Source organism: Ruegeria arenilitoris (assembly GCF_013030985.1).
GTDB classification, from domain to species: domain Bacteria; phylum Pseudomonadota; class Alphaproteobacteria; order Rhodobacterales; family Rhodobacteraceae; genus Ruegeria; species Ruegeria arenilitoris_B.
In genome coordinates this window covers 302,953-318,555 of sequence record NZ_WPYP01000001.1, presented here as the reverse complement: position 1 = coordinate 318,555, position 15,603 = coordinate 302,953, and the positions used below count along the sequence as shown (strand labels likewise).

Annotated in this window: 13 protein-coding genes; 1 reads left to right on the top strand and 12 read right to left on the bottom strand. The window is 56.6% G+C overall.

Translation table 11 applies throughout. The features are described from left to right. Position 1 precedes the first annotated feature (1 nt). From GOX88_RS01520 to gcvA, 4 genes are all read right to left on the bottom strand, one after another. Entirely contained in the window at positions 2-742 is a 741-nt protein-coding gene (locus GOX88_RS01520; protein WP_170398254.1) for a methyltransferase domain-containing protein, read from the bottom strand. 9 nt (positions 743-751) lie between these two features. Then, the gene (locus tag GOX88_RS01515; RefSeq protein WP_170398252.1) at positions 752-1,138 is read right to left on the bottom strand and encodes a GtrA family protein; all 387 of its coding nucleotides are present in this window, start codon (positions 1,136-1,138) and stop codon (positions 752-754) included. Beyond that, the gene (locus GOX88_RS01510) at positions 1,135-2,094 is read right to left on the bottom strand and encodes a glycosyltransferase family 2 protein (RefSeq protein ID WP_170398250.1); all 960 of its coding nucleotides are present in this window, start codon (positions 2,092-2,094) and stop codon (positions 1,135-1,137) included. The genes GOX88_RS01515 and GOX88_RS01510 overlap by 4 nt, the downstream gene beginning before the upstream one ends. 315 nt (positions 2,095-2,409) lie before the next feature. Beyond that, positions 2,410-3,282, bottom strand: a complete 873-nt coding sequence (gcvA, locus tag GOX88_RS01505; RefSeq protein ID WP_170398248.1) for a transcriptional regulator GcvA — start codon at positions 3,280-3,282, stop codon at positions 2,410-2,412. Positions 3,283-3,404: 122 nt separating this feature from the next. On the opposite strand from gcvA, the gene GOX88_RS01500 reads away from it, so the two are divergent. Next, the gene (locus GOX88_RS01500) at positions 3,405-4,112 is read left to right on the top strand and encodes an SDR family oxidoreductase (RefSeq protein WP_170398246.1); all 708 of its coding nucleotides are present in this window, start codon (positions 3,405-3,407) and stop codon (positions 4,110-4,112) included. Between the two features lie 343 nt (positions 4,113-4,455). On the opposite strand, the gene GOX88_RS01495 is transcribed toward GOX88_RS01500, so the two are convergent. The 8 genes from GOX88_RS01495 to GOX88_RS23840 form a co-directional block, all read right to left on the bottom strand. Then, positions 4,456-5,484 carry a glycosyltransferase family 2 protein gene (locus tag GOX88_RS01495; RefSeq protein ID WP_170398244.1) on the bottom strand — a complete coding sequence of 343 codons (1,029 nt, stop codon included), beginning with the start codon at positions 5,482-5,484 and terminating at the stop codon, positions 4,456-4,458. 6 nt (positions 5,485-5,490) lie between these two features. Further along, complete coding sequence (locus GOX88_RS01490; protein WP_170398242.1) at positions 5,491-6,663, bottom strand: glycosyltransferase; 1,173 nt, start codon at positions 6,661-6,663, stop codon at positions 5,491-5,493. Continuing rightward, entirely contained in the window at positions 6,663-7,928 is a 1,266-nt protein-coding gene (locus GOX88_RS01485) for an O-antigen ligase family protein (protein WP_170398240.1), read from the bottom strand. The genes GOX88_RS01490 and GOX88_RS01485 overlap by 1 nt, the downstream gene beginning before the upstream one ends. Next, positions 7,921-8,571 (bottom strand): sugar transferase, encoded by a 651-nt coding sequence (locus GOX88_RS01480; RefSeq protein ID WP_170398238.1) that lies wholly within the window; start codon positions 8,569-8,571, stop codon positions 7,921-7,923. The genes GOX88_RS01485 and GOX88_RS01480 overlap by 8 nt, the downstream gene beginning before the upstream one ends. After that, positions 8,571-9,746, bottom strand: a complete 1,176-nt coding sequence (locus tag GOX88_RS01475; RefSeq protein WP_170400224.1) for a DegT/DnrJ/EryC1/StrS family aminotransferase — start codon at positions 9,744-9,746, stop codon at positions 8,571-8,573. The genes GOX88_RS01480 and GOX88_RS01475 overlap by 1 nt, the downstream gene beginning before the upstream one ends. 2 nt (positions 9,747-9,748) lie before the next feature. Beyond that, entirely contained in the window at positions 9,749-11,752 is a 2,004-nt protein-coding gene (locus tag GOX88_RS01470) for a nucleoside-diphosphate sugar epimerase/dehydratase (RefSeq protein WP_170398236.1), read from the bottom strand. 307 nt (positions 11,753-12,059) lie between these two features. Next, a complete protein-coding gene (locus tag GOX88_RS01465) occupies positions 12,060-13,595 on the bottom strand; it encodes a right-handed parallel beta-helix repeat-containing protein (protein ID WP_170398234.1) in 1,536 nt (511 codons plus the stop codon). A 609-nt stretch (positions 13,596-14,204) separates the two neighbouring features. Next, a complete protein-coding gene (locus GOX88_RS23840) occupies positions 14,205-15,218 on the bottom strand; it encodes a right-handed parallel beta-helix repeat-containing protein (RefSeq protein ID WP_254443280.1) in 1,014 nt (337 codons plus the stop codon). Between the last annotated feature and the right edge of the window lie 385 nt (positions 15,219-15,603).

The following is a 15,603-nucleotide window of genomic DNA, read 5'->3' as shown; positions in this document are numbered from 1 at the left end:
CTTACCCCCTGTAAGAACGGGCAATGATCGACGCCCGTGCCTGCGCTATCGCAGTGACCGTTGTGCGCGGCAAACGGCGCACGACCATCTTCCGCAGGTTCCAACCGAAAGTGCCCACCTCTTTCAGCGCCCCGTCGGCTTTGGTCTTCAGCACTTCGGGCGGCAGCTTGGCCGCACCGGATTCGTTGGCGTAAAGAACCGAGTTATAGCGATACCAGGGCTCGATGCTTGCATCGCCGAACAACTCGGGGCGCAGGCAGTCATAGGCGGTGTATCCGCGTTCGGCGAACAGATCCTGCCAGAACGAAAGCGGTTGTTCGTTGATGTGGAATTCGCCCCCCTGCCCGGGCACCGCTGCCGAGAACAGGACCAGATCGGCATGGTGCGTCAGGCTTTGCACCAGACTGACCGAGGCCTCATGCGGCAGGTGCTCTCCGACCTCCAGCGACTGGGCCAGATCGAAGCGCCGCCCCAGATCGATTGGCTGGACAAGGTCCTTTCCGAAAAACGCATCCGCTGGGATGGCCAGCCGTTCGCGATCTACATAGTCACCGTCGACGCCCGCGATATCCGTACACCCTGCCGCCGACCATTCCGACAACCAGACCCCCCGCCCGCATCCGAAATCGACAACGCTTTCCGGCTTGACCCATGACTGAAGACACCGGATCAGGCTGTTCGCCGAACGCCGCGCGCCCTGGTCGATATAGTCAAAGAACTCGTTGGAATAGATATGCGACATGGCTGATCTCTAGATTGAATTTTGCTCGCGGTAGACCCAAAGACGAAGGATCACAAAGTTGAGGACCGGCAGCACCACGACGACCGAAGCGGCTGAGACGGTCTCGGGCAGTCCCAGACGCGGGCCGATGATCCCGGTAATTGCAGAGGACACGACCAGACCGACCCCGATCATGCAAAGGAAGCGCCCGAATTGGGCCGGGGCAGCCAGAGGCTTACCAAAGGTCCAGGCCGTTTGGCCGACATACTGGATCAGGATCGCAGAGCCAAAGGCCAGCAGGTTTGCGATCCAAGGCGAGCCCAACAGGTGCAGCAAACCCAGATAGGCCACCATGTAATAGGCCGCCACCCCGGTCCCGACGACCGCAAAACGAAATATGCGGCGGCGTTCGGTCATTGGTGATTGGCTATATGCTCGACGACGGGTTCGACAGCGTCTCCGGCTTGCTCGTCCACAAAGAACAACGGCCGACCCTTGGCTTCAACATAAAGGCGGCCAAGGTATTCCCCCATGATGCCCAGTGTCAGCAATTGGATGCCTGAGAAAAAGCTGATGATCAGAACGGTCGAGGCCCAACCAGCGACAGTATTGTAAAGGATCAGAGACCCGAACACGTAGACCCCCATCAGGGCGGCAACGATTAAAGTCAGAAAGGCCATCCGCGTCGCGATTTGCAGCGGCTTGATCGAGAAACTGGCCATTGCGTCAAAGGCAAACCGGATCATCTTGGACAGCGGGTATTTGGTTTCGCCCGCCACACGCGGATCGCGGATATATTCGATACCGATCTGCCGGTACCCTGCCCATGCGAACATCCCTCGAATGAAGCGCGCACGCTCGGGCATTTGCAGAACTGCATCCAACGCCCGCCGGGTCACCAGACGAAAATCGCCGGTATCGTTGGGGATCGGCACATCGGACAGCCGGTTCAGCACGCGATAGAATCCGTGGGCGGTAACCTTCTTGAACCAGCTTTCCCCCTTACGCTCGCTGCGGCGCCCGTAAACCACGTCATAGCCGCGATCCATCATTGCCATCATGTCCGACAACAGCTCGGGCGGGTCCTGCAAATCGGCGTCGAGCATGAAGACCCGCTCGCCCTTGGCTGCCATCAGCCCGGCCGTCAAAGCCACCTGATGCCCGCGGTTCATCGACAGTTTCAAACCACGGATCGCGGAATGCTCGGCACACTGTGCGCAAATCGCGCTCCAGGTGTCATCGGTCGATCCATCATCGACCAGCACAATCTCTGTATCACCCCGCCAAGCGTCGGTTGCAGCGATCAAACGCTCGACCAGCATGGGGATCGAAGCCTCCTCGTTCATGCAGGGGACGACAACGGACAGTAACATTGGACCTCCGACCGAGAATATGTTCGAAACTCCGCGATCAGGTCGCGTTCTTTCGGAACTGGCTGCTCGTGCAATTTGTTTCATTTGTGTTTGCGGTTCTTGATATCCCAACAATCGGCGTTCGCTAATTGGCCGGCGCGAAATTTCAGGGCGTCGTTACCGTTGCGACACATAACCCGACCTGAGAACCCGCCAAGAGCGTGACCGCGCCTTGTTTTGCCGCAATTCTGCACCCGTGATATGGCAGCAATACGCCCTTCCTGCGGCATTGGTCGGGTTGCTTGCGTACCGGGGTTCCGGCTTTGCACGGAATCGTCAGACCTGTGCCAGCAGCCACGCCCGTACGGCGGCAACGATCCGTGGTTTCCTTGGGTCGCGCGGGGTGACAAGGTGGTACCCCTCCTGCACTTCGGTTGAAAACGAGACCGGCTGGCACAGACGCTTCGCCCGAATGTCATCCTCGACAAACTCTCGATTTGCCAACGCCACACCCTGCCTTGCAATGGCGGCATCAATGGCCAGAGAAGTCTGGCTGAAGGCCATCGTTTTCAAACTGGTCGGCGGCACTTCTCCCAACGCGGCCTCAAGAAACAGGGGCCATTGGCCATGCGTGTCTTCCAGCAGGACGTGGTCGAGCAAATCTGCGGGTGACCGGATCGGATTGTCCCCAAAGGCCAGATCTGGATGGCACACCGCGATCAGGTCGGCGGCAAACAAGGGTTCAGCGACCAGCCCCGGTCCAAATGGCGGTTTCCCCTGCCGAACCGCGATATCCACCCCATCCGTCTGAAAGTTCGCCAGCGCGTTTGACGCATCCAGACGCAACCGGATATCCGGATGATCCTGCGCGAATGCCCCCAGCCTTGGCACCAACCAGCGTGTAGCAAAAGACGGTGTCGTACTGATTGTGACTACGACGTCCTGCGGCGCCAGATTGGCTGTTGCCTCAGCCATCATGTCAAAGGCACGGCGGATCGGAGCAAGATACTTCCGGCCTTCATCCGTCAGGGACAAACCCCTGGGTTTTCTGTCGAAGAGTTTGATATTCAACAACTCCTCAAGCGACCTTACATGTTGGGCGACGGCACCCTGCGTCACGCCAAGCTCCTCGGCGGCCCGGCTGAAATTCAGATGGCGCCCCGAGGCCTCAAAAGCCTTGAGCGCGTTCAAAGGCGGTAGATTGCGCATCGTTCAAGCGCCTTACTCAATAGGTATTCTACAGGGTTAAGGCAGAATTTCTGATTGGTCAAACGCCTTGCCGCACCCCATGTTGACCATAGATCAGGGACACCAGCTGAATGGGGGCAAACATGGCTGACAAGAAAGTTGCGATCATCATGGGCGGTGGCAGCGGCATGGGAGCGGAAAGCGCACGCCGACTAGCGGCCGATGGGTTCAACGTTGCGATCCTCTCGTCTTCGGGCAAAGGCGACGCTCTGGCGGCCGAGCTTGGCGGCATTGGCGCGACCGGCACCAACAGGTCCAGCGCGGACATGCAGCAGTTGGTCGATGCCGTCATGGACAAATGGGGCCGTGTGGATGCGTTGGTGAATTCGGCTGGTCACGGTCCGCGCGCACCGGTTCTGGAGATCAGCGATGAAGACTGGCACGAAGGGATGGAGGTCTATTTCCTGAACGCCGTACGTGCCACGCGGATTGTCGCGCCCATCATGATCGAGCAGAAATCCGGCGCGATCATCAACATTTCGACCTTTGCCGCGTTCGAGCCGGATCCGGTCTTCCCAACCTCGGGCGTGATGCGGGCTGGGCTTGCGGCCTATAGCAAACTGTTCGCCGACAAATACGCCCCCGACAATGTGCGCATGAACAACGTGCTTCCGGGCTTCATCGACAGCCTGCCCGAAAACCCCGAGTGGAAGGCGCGCATCCCAATGGAGCGGTATGGCAAGGCCTATGACGAGATCGCCGCCACCGTGGCCTTTCTGGCCTCGGACGGCGGCGCGTATATCACCGGCCAGAACATCCGCGTCGACGGAGGCATTACGCGCTCGGTCTGATGCCTGCGAAACCGCTGCAAAATGTGGGGTATGGCGGTGCTGTCAGACTAATACGAACTCGTCTCTGTCAGGACAGTGACGCTGTCCCTTATGCCGCGCCGAGACTGCACCACTCGGGCCAGAGCAGCGGTTCGTTTGAAATTGAAATGGTCCCGTTTGGAGAGGCTGCGATCCTGGTTGAAGTGATTGAAGGAAGCTGATTTGGCCATGTGCGAACGCTATGCGACCGCCCTGCCCCGCTCAAGACTGGTTAGTCTGACAAGACCCTGCGCGTGAGTCGAAACAGGCGAAAACGCATAGGTCTTGGCTTTCGACAATCCAACATCTGGCGCCCCTGTCGGCGTCATCCGCTGCCTCGTTCAAAGAGCAGCGACGCCAGACCGCAGAGGTAGCCGGCACCATAAGTTACATGCATGGAAAGAAAAACAACCGGCAGCCGAAGCGCCGCGGCCAGCCCCAGGCTGCGCGTTGCACGAGCAGCGGCCAAACCTCCGACAAAAAGATGAAGCGCCAGCAATGCGACACCGATACCGCCCATGGGCGGCCACAGAACCGCGGTCAACGCGGAAAGGCCAAATGCCGCTACGAAAGCGGGAGGAACTATCTGCCGCCAGGTCGTGACGCGACCGAGGCGCCGGCCCGAAACTGGCTTGTAACGACCGTAGCGGAACATCTGAAGCGCCAGAGCACGCAACGTGCCTCGCGCGAAATAGGCCACCTCAATGGCCGGATCAAGAACCACATCGCCGCCCCTCGCGACGATCCGCGCATTCAGTTCGTCGTCCTCGGCATAGGGGATGTCGGTCGCGAAGCCGCCCAAATCCCGAAGCACCTCGCGCCGCCAGCAACCAAAGGGCACGGTCTCGACACGCTTTCGCCCCTCGGCTCCGATCCGGAATGAGGAATTCCCGACCCCGAACGGATGCGCCATGGCGAAAGCAATCGCTTCCGCCATGGGTGTCTTCGCTCCTGGATGCGTGATGACGACGCCACCGACATTCCATGCTCCGGTTTCGAGGAGCACGTCAACACAGGACCGGGCATAGTTGGCTGGATAGACAGCATGTGCATCGAGCCGCAAAACGACCTCCGCGTCGGTCACTTCGATCGCACGATTAAGAGCATGGGCCGGTAGCCGATCAGGATTATCAAGCACTGAAACGCGCGGCTCGCATGCCGCAAGCGCGTCAAGGCGCGCGCGCGTACCGTCGTCGCTCATACCGTCGGCCACCGTGAGAGAGAGCCGTTCGCGCGGGTAGTCGAACTCCAGAACCGAGGTAACTGCGGCGTCGATGTGTTTGATCTCGTTACGGCAAGGCATGATCGCCGCAACTGAAGGAAGCCCCTTCTCGCCACCACTTCGCCGCTTCATGTCCAGTCAGCCCCCCAAACCCAGTGCTTGTCGTTTTTGACTCGGGGCGTTGAGGCGCACGCGCTCATAGAGGTCAGTATAGCAGCTGACCATCGCTTCGAGGGAGTTCTTCTCTTCGATCCGCTTTCGGGCGAGCCGACCCCGGGTCAGCCGTTCGGCGGCCGGCATCTCGACCATTGTCCGCATAGCATCCGCGAGCGCTTCAGGATCTCCGGGCGGGATGATCGCACCGGTATCTCCAACGATCAGTCGGCTATCTCCGACATCTGTCGCAATGCATGGCACTTCGCTCGCCATTGCCTCGCCCAATACGAGCGGGAAAGCCTCACCAAACACCGAAGGCAATACGAAAGCGTCGAGTCCGGGCAATAAGGCATGTATGTCGTGACGCTCGCCGAGGCAGGATACATGATCATCGATCCCCTCACGCGCGAGCGCGTCGACGAGTTCCGAGTTTTGACGTTCGATACCTGTACCTGCGAGCACCAGATGAAATGGCACCCCTGAAGCGCGCAATTTGGCTGCCGCAGAAAAAAGCACCGCGTGCCCCTTCATTGGGTGCCAGCGGGCAAAAAGGCCGAAAAGCGTTACGTCCGCAGTATTGCCAATCTCGTTGCTCAGCATTTCGCGAGCGTTCGGCCGGGGCCGAAAGTGAACGCAATCTGTGCCGTTCGGGATTACCAGTGTCTTGGACGCGTTGAAACCAGCCCGCTCGTGCTGCTTTGCTGCGACCTCGGAAACATAGACGATCCTTTCAGGCCAACCAGACAAGTAACGGTTGAGCTTAGCTGCCGCCCGACTGATCGCAGGCAGCTGAAGCGGCGGATCGAGCGTATTGTGATTGCTCCAGACGACCGGCGCCGGCGAACGTGCCATTATACGCAGGACCGTGGCGGCAAGGTTGCCATGATAGATCCATCCCTGGATCACGTCCGGCGCCACTGCCCGCACCTCTCGAACCATGCGGTAGAGCGCCCGCAAAGGCACCCTCTTTCGCGGGGCGCCGATCTCGATCAACTCTGCGCCCGAAGCCAGCAAGCGTTCCTTCAAAGGTCCGCAACTGGTCATTACCAGTATGTAGTTTTTAACCCCAGCGGCCTGTAGCCCCTCGACGAGTTGAACGAGCACGTATTCAGCCCCACCCACGTCTATCCCGTCGATGACATGCAAAACACGCATTAGCTCTTGCCCTCGCGGAGGACGGCCGCCTGACCCATTGCCACGGCCACCAGAATAACAACCGCTTTGTTGTCAATCACATTATGAGAAAAAAAACCGTAAAGCCCGAGCAAGCACCCGACCAGGATCAATTCTGGCGATCTGGTTCCAACGCCAAGAGCGATGACCGAGAAGACAAAGGCGACATAGATGAACAGGCCAACCAGGCCCACATCGATCCAGGCGCGCAGGTACATGTTGTGTGGACCGAAGCCAAACGGGGCGTTTGCTTCAAGATTGGTTAACGTATGGCCCGCCCCATTTCCGGCAAACGGGCTTCTTGCCGCGATATCGAGGTAATGGTGGAATAGAAGCGCTCTGTAAGGGTCTTCCAAGTTTCTCGCGCCTGAAAAGAGAATCTGTTCCGCACGCTCAACAATAGTCGTGTTCTGAACTTGCGGCAGGGTAGTCAAAACATACAGGATCGCCACGCTGGCCCCCAGTGCCGCGATTGCGACCGCTGCACCCAATACCAATCGGTCAAGCCGCCGCTCCCGCAGTTCACGCAGTGCGAACAATGCACCATATGTCGCGAAAACGATGAGAAGGAATAAAATACCCATCCGAGAGAGTGTGCAAACGACCCCCGCAACAGCAATGATGATGACACCAATATCCAGCAACCGCGTACGCCTGAAGTCGACCGACAAGGCCAGGCTTGCAGCAATTAGAAAAGCAGCCGTGTTCGAATCCAGGGCCAGTCCTCCTTTGCGCCCCATGGAAGCCCCTAGAACGGTCGGCAGGAAGGTTTCGAGGATGACCGATGCACTCAACAACAAGACTACGAGTGCGGACATCTTTCGGACGGTGACCGTGACCGTAGCTTCACTGGCTAATGCGATCCCGAACAACAGAACAGCAAACTGGAGGACAGGTAGAACAATGGTGAAGTCCACGTCGCCGGATAACGGCATACCTCCAGAGTGAAAGGCATGTATCGCGACCCAACCCGAAAAAATCGTCAGGGGCACAATACAGAACCGAACCGCGCCCTCAAAGCGTTCAAAAGAAGTACGAACCGTCCCTTCGACCGCAATCGCCGTGACAAACAAAACTGCCAGAGCGACGAAAATGAAATAGGCACTGAAAGGAAAGAACCCTCTTTCCGAAAGGAAGATATCTAGGTTCGTTGCCAGTATGCAAAAGGCCAACGTCACGGCTATCGCGATTGGTCCGGCGCTCGCAACAACTTGGTAGTTGGCAGGTCGCAAAGTTCCCTCAGCCATTCTTTGCTCTTCGCGGGTAAACAGAAGTGTTCAGTAAAAGTGTCTTCAGTATCGTTTGGATGGTCAAGATGATGATCAGCAGGTCGCTGGCAGGTGTCGCGTTCTGGAAATAGTCTACGTCAATTGCGAGTTTTTTACGCATGACACTCACGTAATTCTGGAGTGGATCATCAGTTGAGAGAAGCGCTTCTCCCTCTTGATAATACCAAAGGCTGCCTGGACTTGTAAGGCCGGGCCGAAAGGCGAGCGACTCCCGCTCGCTCGGGCCGTATAGTTGTTCAACGATTTCGGGGTCTTCAGGACGCGGTCCGACAATAGCCATCTGACCGGCAAGTACGTTGAATAATTGCGGCAACTCATCGAGCTTCGCCGCTCGGATGAACTTGGCACCCGGTAGCAGACGTTTGTCGTCCGGTGCCGTCACCTTGGATTCAGACTCGGATCCGACCGGCATGGTGCGAAATTTGAACATTGTGAATTGATCGCCGCCTTTGCCAACACGTGGCGCCCGATAAAGGATATGCCCTTTGCTTGTCAGCCCGACGATGGCGGCTGTCAGTATCATCAAAGGTGCCAACACGATAGCAGCAAAAACTCCAATGAGCAGGTCTAGACCGCGGTGAAGATACCCGAGCTTTCCCATTATTTCGGACTTCTTTCGAAGGCGCTTTTTACTGCGCCAATGACACGTTCGACTGACGCGTCGTCCATCTTGCTGTAGATCGGAATGCTCAACATTGATTGATATGCAGCGCTGCTGACCGGAAACGCCTCCTCGGTCAGTTGGTATCGGTCCCGCCAATAGGGTTGCATGTGCAGCGGCACGTAATGGACGCTAACGCCTATCCCGTGTGCATTCATGTGGGCCACCATAGCATTCCGATCTATGCCGCAGTCAGGTGCAAGGCGGATCGGATAAAGATGCCAAGCGTGGCAATCTTGCGATGTCCCTGCAGAGGGCAATTGAAGGGGAAGCTCTCTGAAAGCCTCGGTATAGCGCTGGGCGACGAACTCGCGCCGACTATGCATCTCCGAAAGGCGGCGAAGTTGGTGCACCCCGATCGCTGCCGCGATATCGGTCATGTTGTACTTGTACCCCGGGGCGACCACTTCATAGTACCATGGGCCTCCGGCCTGATACCTGTCAAAGACATCTCGGTTGATCCCGTGGAGCCGCATTGTCCTCGCTCGCGTTGCTATCTCCTTGTTTCGAGTGACCAGCATGCCGCCCTCGCCGGTCGCGAGCGTTTTCGTCGCGTAGAAACTGAAGACGCATGCGTCGGTCTCGAGGCTTCCGATTGGCTGGCCTTCGAAAGTAGTCGGAAGCGCATGTGCGGCATCTTCCACGACAGCCAGTCCATGCGACTTGGCGAAACTCAGTATGGACCTCATATCGCATGCCAAACCGCCGTAATGCACAGGAATGATCGCACGAGTCCGGTCCGTCAGGGCATCGGCAAGCAGGGTTGCGTCAATGTTCAGCGTTACCGGATCGACATCCACGAAGACCGGGTCAGCCCCCATGTAACGAACAACTTCGGCTGTCGCCGTAAACGTATGCACCGGGACGATGACTTCATCGCCAGGTCCGATACCCAGAGCCTCGACAGCCAAATGTAGGCCCGCAGTGGCAGAGTTCACCGCGACCGCCTGGACTTCGCCACCAAGGTGTTCCGCGAACTCCTTCTCAAAGCGTGCCGTTGTCGGTCCAGACGTGATCCAGCCGGATTTTAGGGTTCTAACAACCTCATCGATTTCGGCCTGCCCGATATCCGGCAGGGCGAACGGCAAATAGGGCCGCAACTCGTCAGTTTGCATATTCAAGCTGCACCCCTGTCGCGATGAAAAGATAGGTGCTCGACATACCCAGGAACACATCCTTGCAGCGCTGCAACTATATCATCGTCACCGCCGATGCGTATAAGCTCTTCAAGCTCGTTGATCGTTTGCGTGATCTCCTCAAGAGACTTTCCTGTGGATCGCGCCATCAATATGAGCGGCGTGGGTCCGTCTATACACTCCTCGGAATCGTCGAACAGAACTTCATAGAGCTTTTCGCCGGGTCTGATACCGGTGATCTTGATGTCAATATCCTTGCCAGGCCGCTTGCCATTGAGGACAATCATTTGGTGGGCAATGTCGATGATTTTTACTGGTTCGCCCATATCCAACACAGTGATGTTTCCACGGTCATCGTTGTTCAGGCCAAGCACAAGTGAATGCACTACAAGCTTGCAAGCCTCTGGAATCGTCATGAAAAAACGGGTCATTTCTGGATGGGTAACAGTCACAGGCCCGCCCTCTTCGATCTGCTTTTGAAAGACCGGAATAAGCGAACCGGACGAACCGAGCACATTTCCGAAGCGCACCGTCATGAAGCGCGTGGCCGTGCGATTGCGATCCAATGCCTGACAGTGGAGTTCCGCAACTCTCTTGGTCGCACCCATAACGCTGGATGGATTTACGGCCTTGTCGGTCGAGACTTGAACCATGGCCTTGGCGCCAGAAGCGAGTGTGGCCTGTGCCACGTTTCGCGTGCCAATTACATTCGACAGAACCGCCTCAACCGGGTTCGCTTCAACCATGGGTACGTGTTTCAGCGCAGCTGCATGCAGCACGACATCCGGACGAGCTTGCATGAATACGGTTTCAAGCCGTTGCGAATCCCGTATGTCGCATATGGTTGCCTGAACCTGAGCGTCCGGAAATTCCTTCTTAATCGCCTGCTCGATCTTCCATAAATTGAACTCGCAGTTGTCGATAAGAACCAGTTTCGAGCACCCGATCTCAGCGACGAGCTTGCTGAGTTCACTTCCTATACTCCCGCCAGCGCCGGTCACGACGACGTGCTTGCCGTTAATGGCCTTTTCAATCGGAGCCATATCGAGATCGATCGGAGCGCGACCAGCGACAGCTTGCAAAATGCCGTGATCCACTTCGATCCTCTCGCTTTCGACGAAACTTTCTGTCGCGATTGAAGTTCGGACAGCTGAAATGCGCAAGTTGTGCTTGACCGCAGCATTGAGGATCAAGGCGAGCTCCTCCTGTGATGGATGCCGCGTCAGGATAAGTTCGGTAGGACGACGATTTATTTGCGCTAGTTCTTCCACCACCGCGCCAAGCCGTGAAAGGTCGCCCAGAATCGGAACTTGGCGCACCGTACGGTCAACGTAGTCTGAACGGTGATCGATGATTCCTACGGGCTCGAACTTCGCTTCTGAGTTCAGCTCGAGACCTCGAAGCCAAAGATTACAATTGGCGCCGGCGTGGAATAGCAGGACACGGTTTACACGCTGCGAGTCTCTAAGCAGCGGATGAGCAGCGTCGATCACGTACTGCCAGCCAAGTCGACCCGCAAGAAGAGCGAAACTCACGAAGAACCAGTGAGCGAAAACACTCAGCAGGAATTCAAACTGACCACCGGAGCGCTCAGAGCCGATGCTCAACAACACATTGGCCAGAAACACAACGACCGCGCTCGCGCACAGGATGCCTGGCAAATCCCGCACCGAGAAATACCGCCAAACCTGATATTGAAGCTTAAAGGCGAGGTAAACCGGTACGCAAAGCACCGCAATGATAGCCAATACGTAGGGCATGTGCCTCGCGCCCAGATCCCAGTACACGTTGGGCAGAAGCAGAAAGATGAAATAAGTTGCGGCGCAAGTGACAAGCGTATCGTGAAGGACGACCGCCGTTATGAGGACAGATTTTCTTCTGGCAAGTCCCCGCCGCAGCCATCGACCATAAGAAAAACCGTAAGTTAAAAAACTTGATAAACGGCCGGTCTCAACACGACCGTTGGCTTGAAACTGAACCAACACTGATACCCCCAAGCGTCACGCATAATCGCGCGTCACACTTAATCAAGCGTCACACATAACAAGTTCACTATAGAAGCAGTGCCGGCAAATTTCCAATACTCTCGCCATATGATTGCCACATTTTCGCCACAAAGCTGGCAGCACAAGGTTTGTTTCCACCTTGCTGCAACCAATAAAATACTGAAAACACTAATACTTGCGGTAAAATTCTTGTGCCAGTCTGCTCACAAATGCGGCGCGCTCAGTCCGCTAAACGGGCTTGAGCGCGCCGATATGATGTCCAGTCCAAAACGCGAACTAGTATCGATCAGAACAGAAGACCGTTGGAATACTCCCAAGCCGGATCGATCTCGTCAGCACCTATGACTGTATTCGGCCCAAGGTTCGAGTTTTCGATACCTCCGCCCCATCCGTAGCTGTCATCATAAAAGACGGGCTGCACGTCGCCAAAGACATTGTCATAGACTTCAATGTCTGTCGTCGGCTGTTCAAAACGGGTGTGTTCGTTGGCAATCAAAAGGCCGATCCCTGGTGCGTCCTTTCGGAAGTATTCCTCGTCGCCGGTGTGGAACATCAGATTGTCTGTCGCCGTGATGTCCTGCGCATTGTCCAGATAGATTTGCACGCTGAAATTGTCGTAGACCCTGTTTCCTTCGATCGTGACGTCGGAGGAGGACAATACGCCGATACCTTCACCGTAATTCTTGAACACGACGTTGTCTTCGACGAGAACGTCGGTTGACACATCTATCGCGATCCCACGCGGCCAACCATAGTCCAGCTCACGCTCTTCGTTCATCAAGCCGGTGTCGTAGACGACGTTATCCGTAATCACGTGTCCACTGCTTTCACCCAACTTATCCGAACCGACCCAAATGCCACCAACTTCCGACGCATGCACGATGTTGTTGGTGAGGGTTACGTTGTCCGAAGACCAGACAACAAGCGCTGTTCCCGTGGAGTTTGTAACTTCGAAGCCATCAAAGCGGATATTGTCGGCTGCAAGGGTAACTAGATCGGTGTTGGGGGGGGTTTGACTGCCATCAATGACTGGACGCTCTCCTGGATAGGCGGCGATGACCAGATCGTTTCCGATATCACCACCGTTATCGATCAGGATCGGCCCATCGTAGACCCCGTCACGAACGAGGATGACATCTCCTGCGCCGGCCATACTTGCGGCATGCTCAATGGTCGCAAAAGGATCGTCGATCGATCCGGTGCCGCTGTCGCTGCCGTTGGCCGACACAAAGAACCTTGCTTCCGATATAAGGTCAGCATCAGCACCAGTATCAGATACGGGCTCCGGCGCTGGTTCTGAATCCGCCGTCGGTTCCGGTTCTTGCTCGGGTTGAGGTTCCGGCTTGAGTTCCGTCACCGGCTCCGCTTCCGGCTCTGGATCAGCCGACCCTTCGGACTCTGGCTGCGGTTCCGGCTCCGGTTCGGGTTCCTGCACCGGCTCTGGTTCCGGCTCTGGATCACGCACCCCTTCAGGCTCTGGCTGCGGTTCCGGTGCAATGACATCCTCAGGTTGCGGTGTGCTCGGCGAGTCCGGTTCGGCAACGACTTCTTCTTCAAGCGTGTTGTCAGGCTCCAAATCAGACCCTGAGTCCGGCTCATCCACCGGCGCTGGCTCAGGCGTTCCGTCCGTTATGGATTCTGGCGCAGGGTCAATTGGCTTCGGGGCTTCGGGCGCGTCGTTGGTCAGTTGCCAGAATGAATGAGAGGTATCATCTCTGCCTTGCCAATCCGGCCTATGAAACGCGCCATTACTAAAGAGTCCACGTAGGAACAAGAAAGGGTACATTTTCTCTGCTCGCTCATTGTTTGTTTTCCACATCATCGCCGCGCAACCATAACTGCCGTCTCTTGAGTGTTAGAAAACGACGGCATTTCGGAAACGTGACGATCCGAAAACCAGTGTCTAACGCACGTCCGAGTATTTTCTAGAAGACTAAGGTTGGGACGCCTGAACAAGCGGTAATCCGACAAGTTCTGGCCGATGTCTCTGCTGATTTCCGCCGACCAGTCGGGGGTGGATTTACGCCGATTTGCACCTTCTGCACCGAGACCGCGTTGAAATCGTTTCTTTTTGCCCGAGCACGGAGGCAATTGTGTCACAACTGAGCTTCGCGAACTGTTTTGCTCACTCCGTTCCTCAGTTCTGGGACGGTGACGACAAACGAAAAACCACGAGTACCACCTCCCCCAGGCAGACGCTCATGCAAAGACCTTTTGCAGCACAGCTAGGCGGGTAGCGCTTTTTCGCATCTACAGAGATCCGATGCAGGTGATCGGTCTCGCGAGCAAAGCTAGTACCGGCGAGATATACTGCAGCCATACCGGCCCAAAGAGCCAGGCAACTGCTGAGTCGGGTGCAGTCCAATTCGTTCAGCGTCGGATTGAGATCGGTGCAGCAGAGAAACGGCAAACAAGGTCCGAGAGGACCGTGTCACGGATACAACTCTCTATAGCTACCCCCCCCATTGCCCGACGCCTTGTTCCCGGAAAGGTGGGCGCGCCGCGCCGCACCATTATTGTCGAATCCGCTTGCGCGATTGCCGATAGCCCGATTGCCGATAATTTGATGCAATGGCCCGGTGGTGTTACGGCCAAGTTTGAATCCAACTCCGTCACCGGCGACCTGACGCGTTCCCGGGATCCATCCATTTCTGGACGCGGTTGAACCTTCAATCGTTACAGGAGCCTCGGCCTGCCATAGATCAAAGCCATCATCGGAATTGTTGTAGGAACTGCAATTCGAGATCACGTTGCCGGTGGCTCGGCCCGGAATCGACGTGACTCCTACCCCGTCGGCATTGCCGCCTGGCGTCTCTGATCGTGGATCATAGTTGCTGTGGGATTTACAGTTCCGAAGCAGATTATTGCGCGAATCCCCGGTTAACAGAATTCCGGGTCCCTGGTGGTCATAGCTATCGACACCTTCGAGCAAGTTGTTCGACGCATTCTCGAAGTGGATACCGACGGCCCATGCCCCTTCTGAATTCTGATTTGCCCCTCTGACCGAGAAATTGACAAGCCGCCAATGGTCGCCGTTCACGTTTAGACAGTAAAGCGTGCGCCACGAAGTCTTAGCGCTACAATCGAGAATGACCCCGGGACCGCTGCCGCGTAGTGTGATCGGAGCACCGGACCTCCCGCTCTTGGACAGGTTGAGACCATACTGCGTGCTGCCCCGGAAGCGGTACACTCCGGGCGCGATGAGAACCGTGTCTCCCGGTCGTGCCAATGCAATGCCACGCTGGATTGACCTTATCGGGTGTGATGAAGTCCCGGCGTTTGTGTCACTACCATCTGCCACGGAAACATGGATCACACGACCTGAGGTGCTCTGATCGCCCGTAATTCCCGCCGCACGCGCCTCTAGCTGGCCCGGACTTGACGCACAACCGCTCAGCAACGCTATCGTCAACAGTAGTAAGAAGGAAAATTTTCGACGTCTCATAAAAAGTCCCATTCTCTAAAGGCGACCCGCCCCCCGTTTTCCTTTGGCTCTACCCAACAGAAGCCGTTCCCCTGCCGGCTGCTGCACCGGGAAAATGACAAGATGCGACGTCTGCCGGGTCATCCCCAAGATTGGAGCCGCATTAGCTTGGAAGGCAGGCCATGCGGCGACACCCATGGCGAAGCCCGGCACTTCGGGGTTGGAGTTTCTGAACCCGCAGCTGCGCAAGCTGCGGTCCGCAAGAAAAACGCGATCGTCGTGGCTACATTCCTCACGCGGATCACCGAAAGCAAATCGAGATAGGGCATGTTGAAGTGAATGCAGCATTCAACCATCCCGTCAGCAGTCTTCGGTCGCAGCTCATCTGAACATGCTAAATCGGGCT

Coding starts and splice junctions, on each gene's coding strand:
- GOX88_RS23840 (WP_254443280.1), bottom strand. CDS start 15,218: ATGAGACGTCGAAAATTTTCCTTCTTACTACTGTTGACGATAGCGTTG.
- GOX88_RS01465 (WP_170398234.1), bottom strand. CDS start 13,595: ATGATGTGGAAAACAAACAATGAGCGAGCAGAGAAAATGTACCCTTTC.
- GOX88_RS01515 (WP_170398252.1), bottom strand. CDS start 1,138: ATGACCGAACGCCGCCGCATATTTCGTTTTGCGGTCGTCGGGACCGGG.
- GOX88_RS01520 (WP_170398254.1), bottom strand. CDS start 742: ATGTCGCATATCTATTCCAACGAGTTCTTTGACTATATCGACCAGGGC.
- GOX88_RS01500 (WP_170398246.1), top strand. CDS start 3,405: ATGGCTGACAAGAAAGTTGCGATCATCATGGGCGGTGGCAGCGGCATG.
- GOX88_RS01490 (WP_170398242.1), bottom strand. CDS start 6,663: ATGCGTGTTTTGCATGTCATCGACGGGATAGACGTGGGTGGGGCTGAA.
- GOX88_RS01495 (WP_170398244.1), bottom strand. CDS start 5,484: ATGAAGCGGCGAAGTGGTGGCGAGAAGGGGCTTCCTTCAGTTGCGGCG.
- GOX88_RS01475 (WP_170400224.1), bottom strand. CDS start 9,746: ATGCAAACTGACGAGTTGCGGCCCTATTTGCCGTTCGCCCTGCCGGAT.
- GOX88_RS01510 (WP_170398250.1), bottom strand. CDS start 2,094: ATGTTACTGTCCGTTGTCGTCCCCTGCATGAACGAGGAGGCTTCGATC.
- GOX88_RS01480 (WP_170398238.1), bottom strand. CDS start 8,571: ATGGGAAAGCTCGGGTATCTTCACCGCGGTCTAGACCTGCTCATTGGA.
- GOX88_RS01485 (WP_170398240.1), bottom strand. CDS start 7,928: ATGGCTGAGGGAACTTTGCGACCTGCCAACTACCAAGTTGTTGCGAGC.
- gcvA (WP_170398248.1), bottom strand. CDS start 3,282: ATGCGCAATCTACCGCCTTTGAACGCGCTCAAGGCTTTTGAGGCCTCG.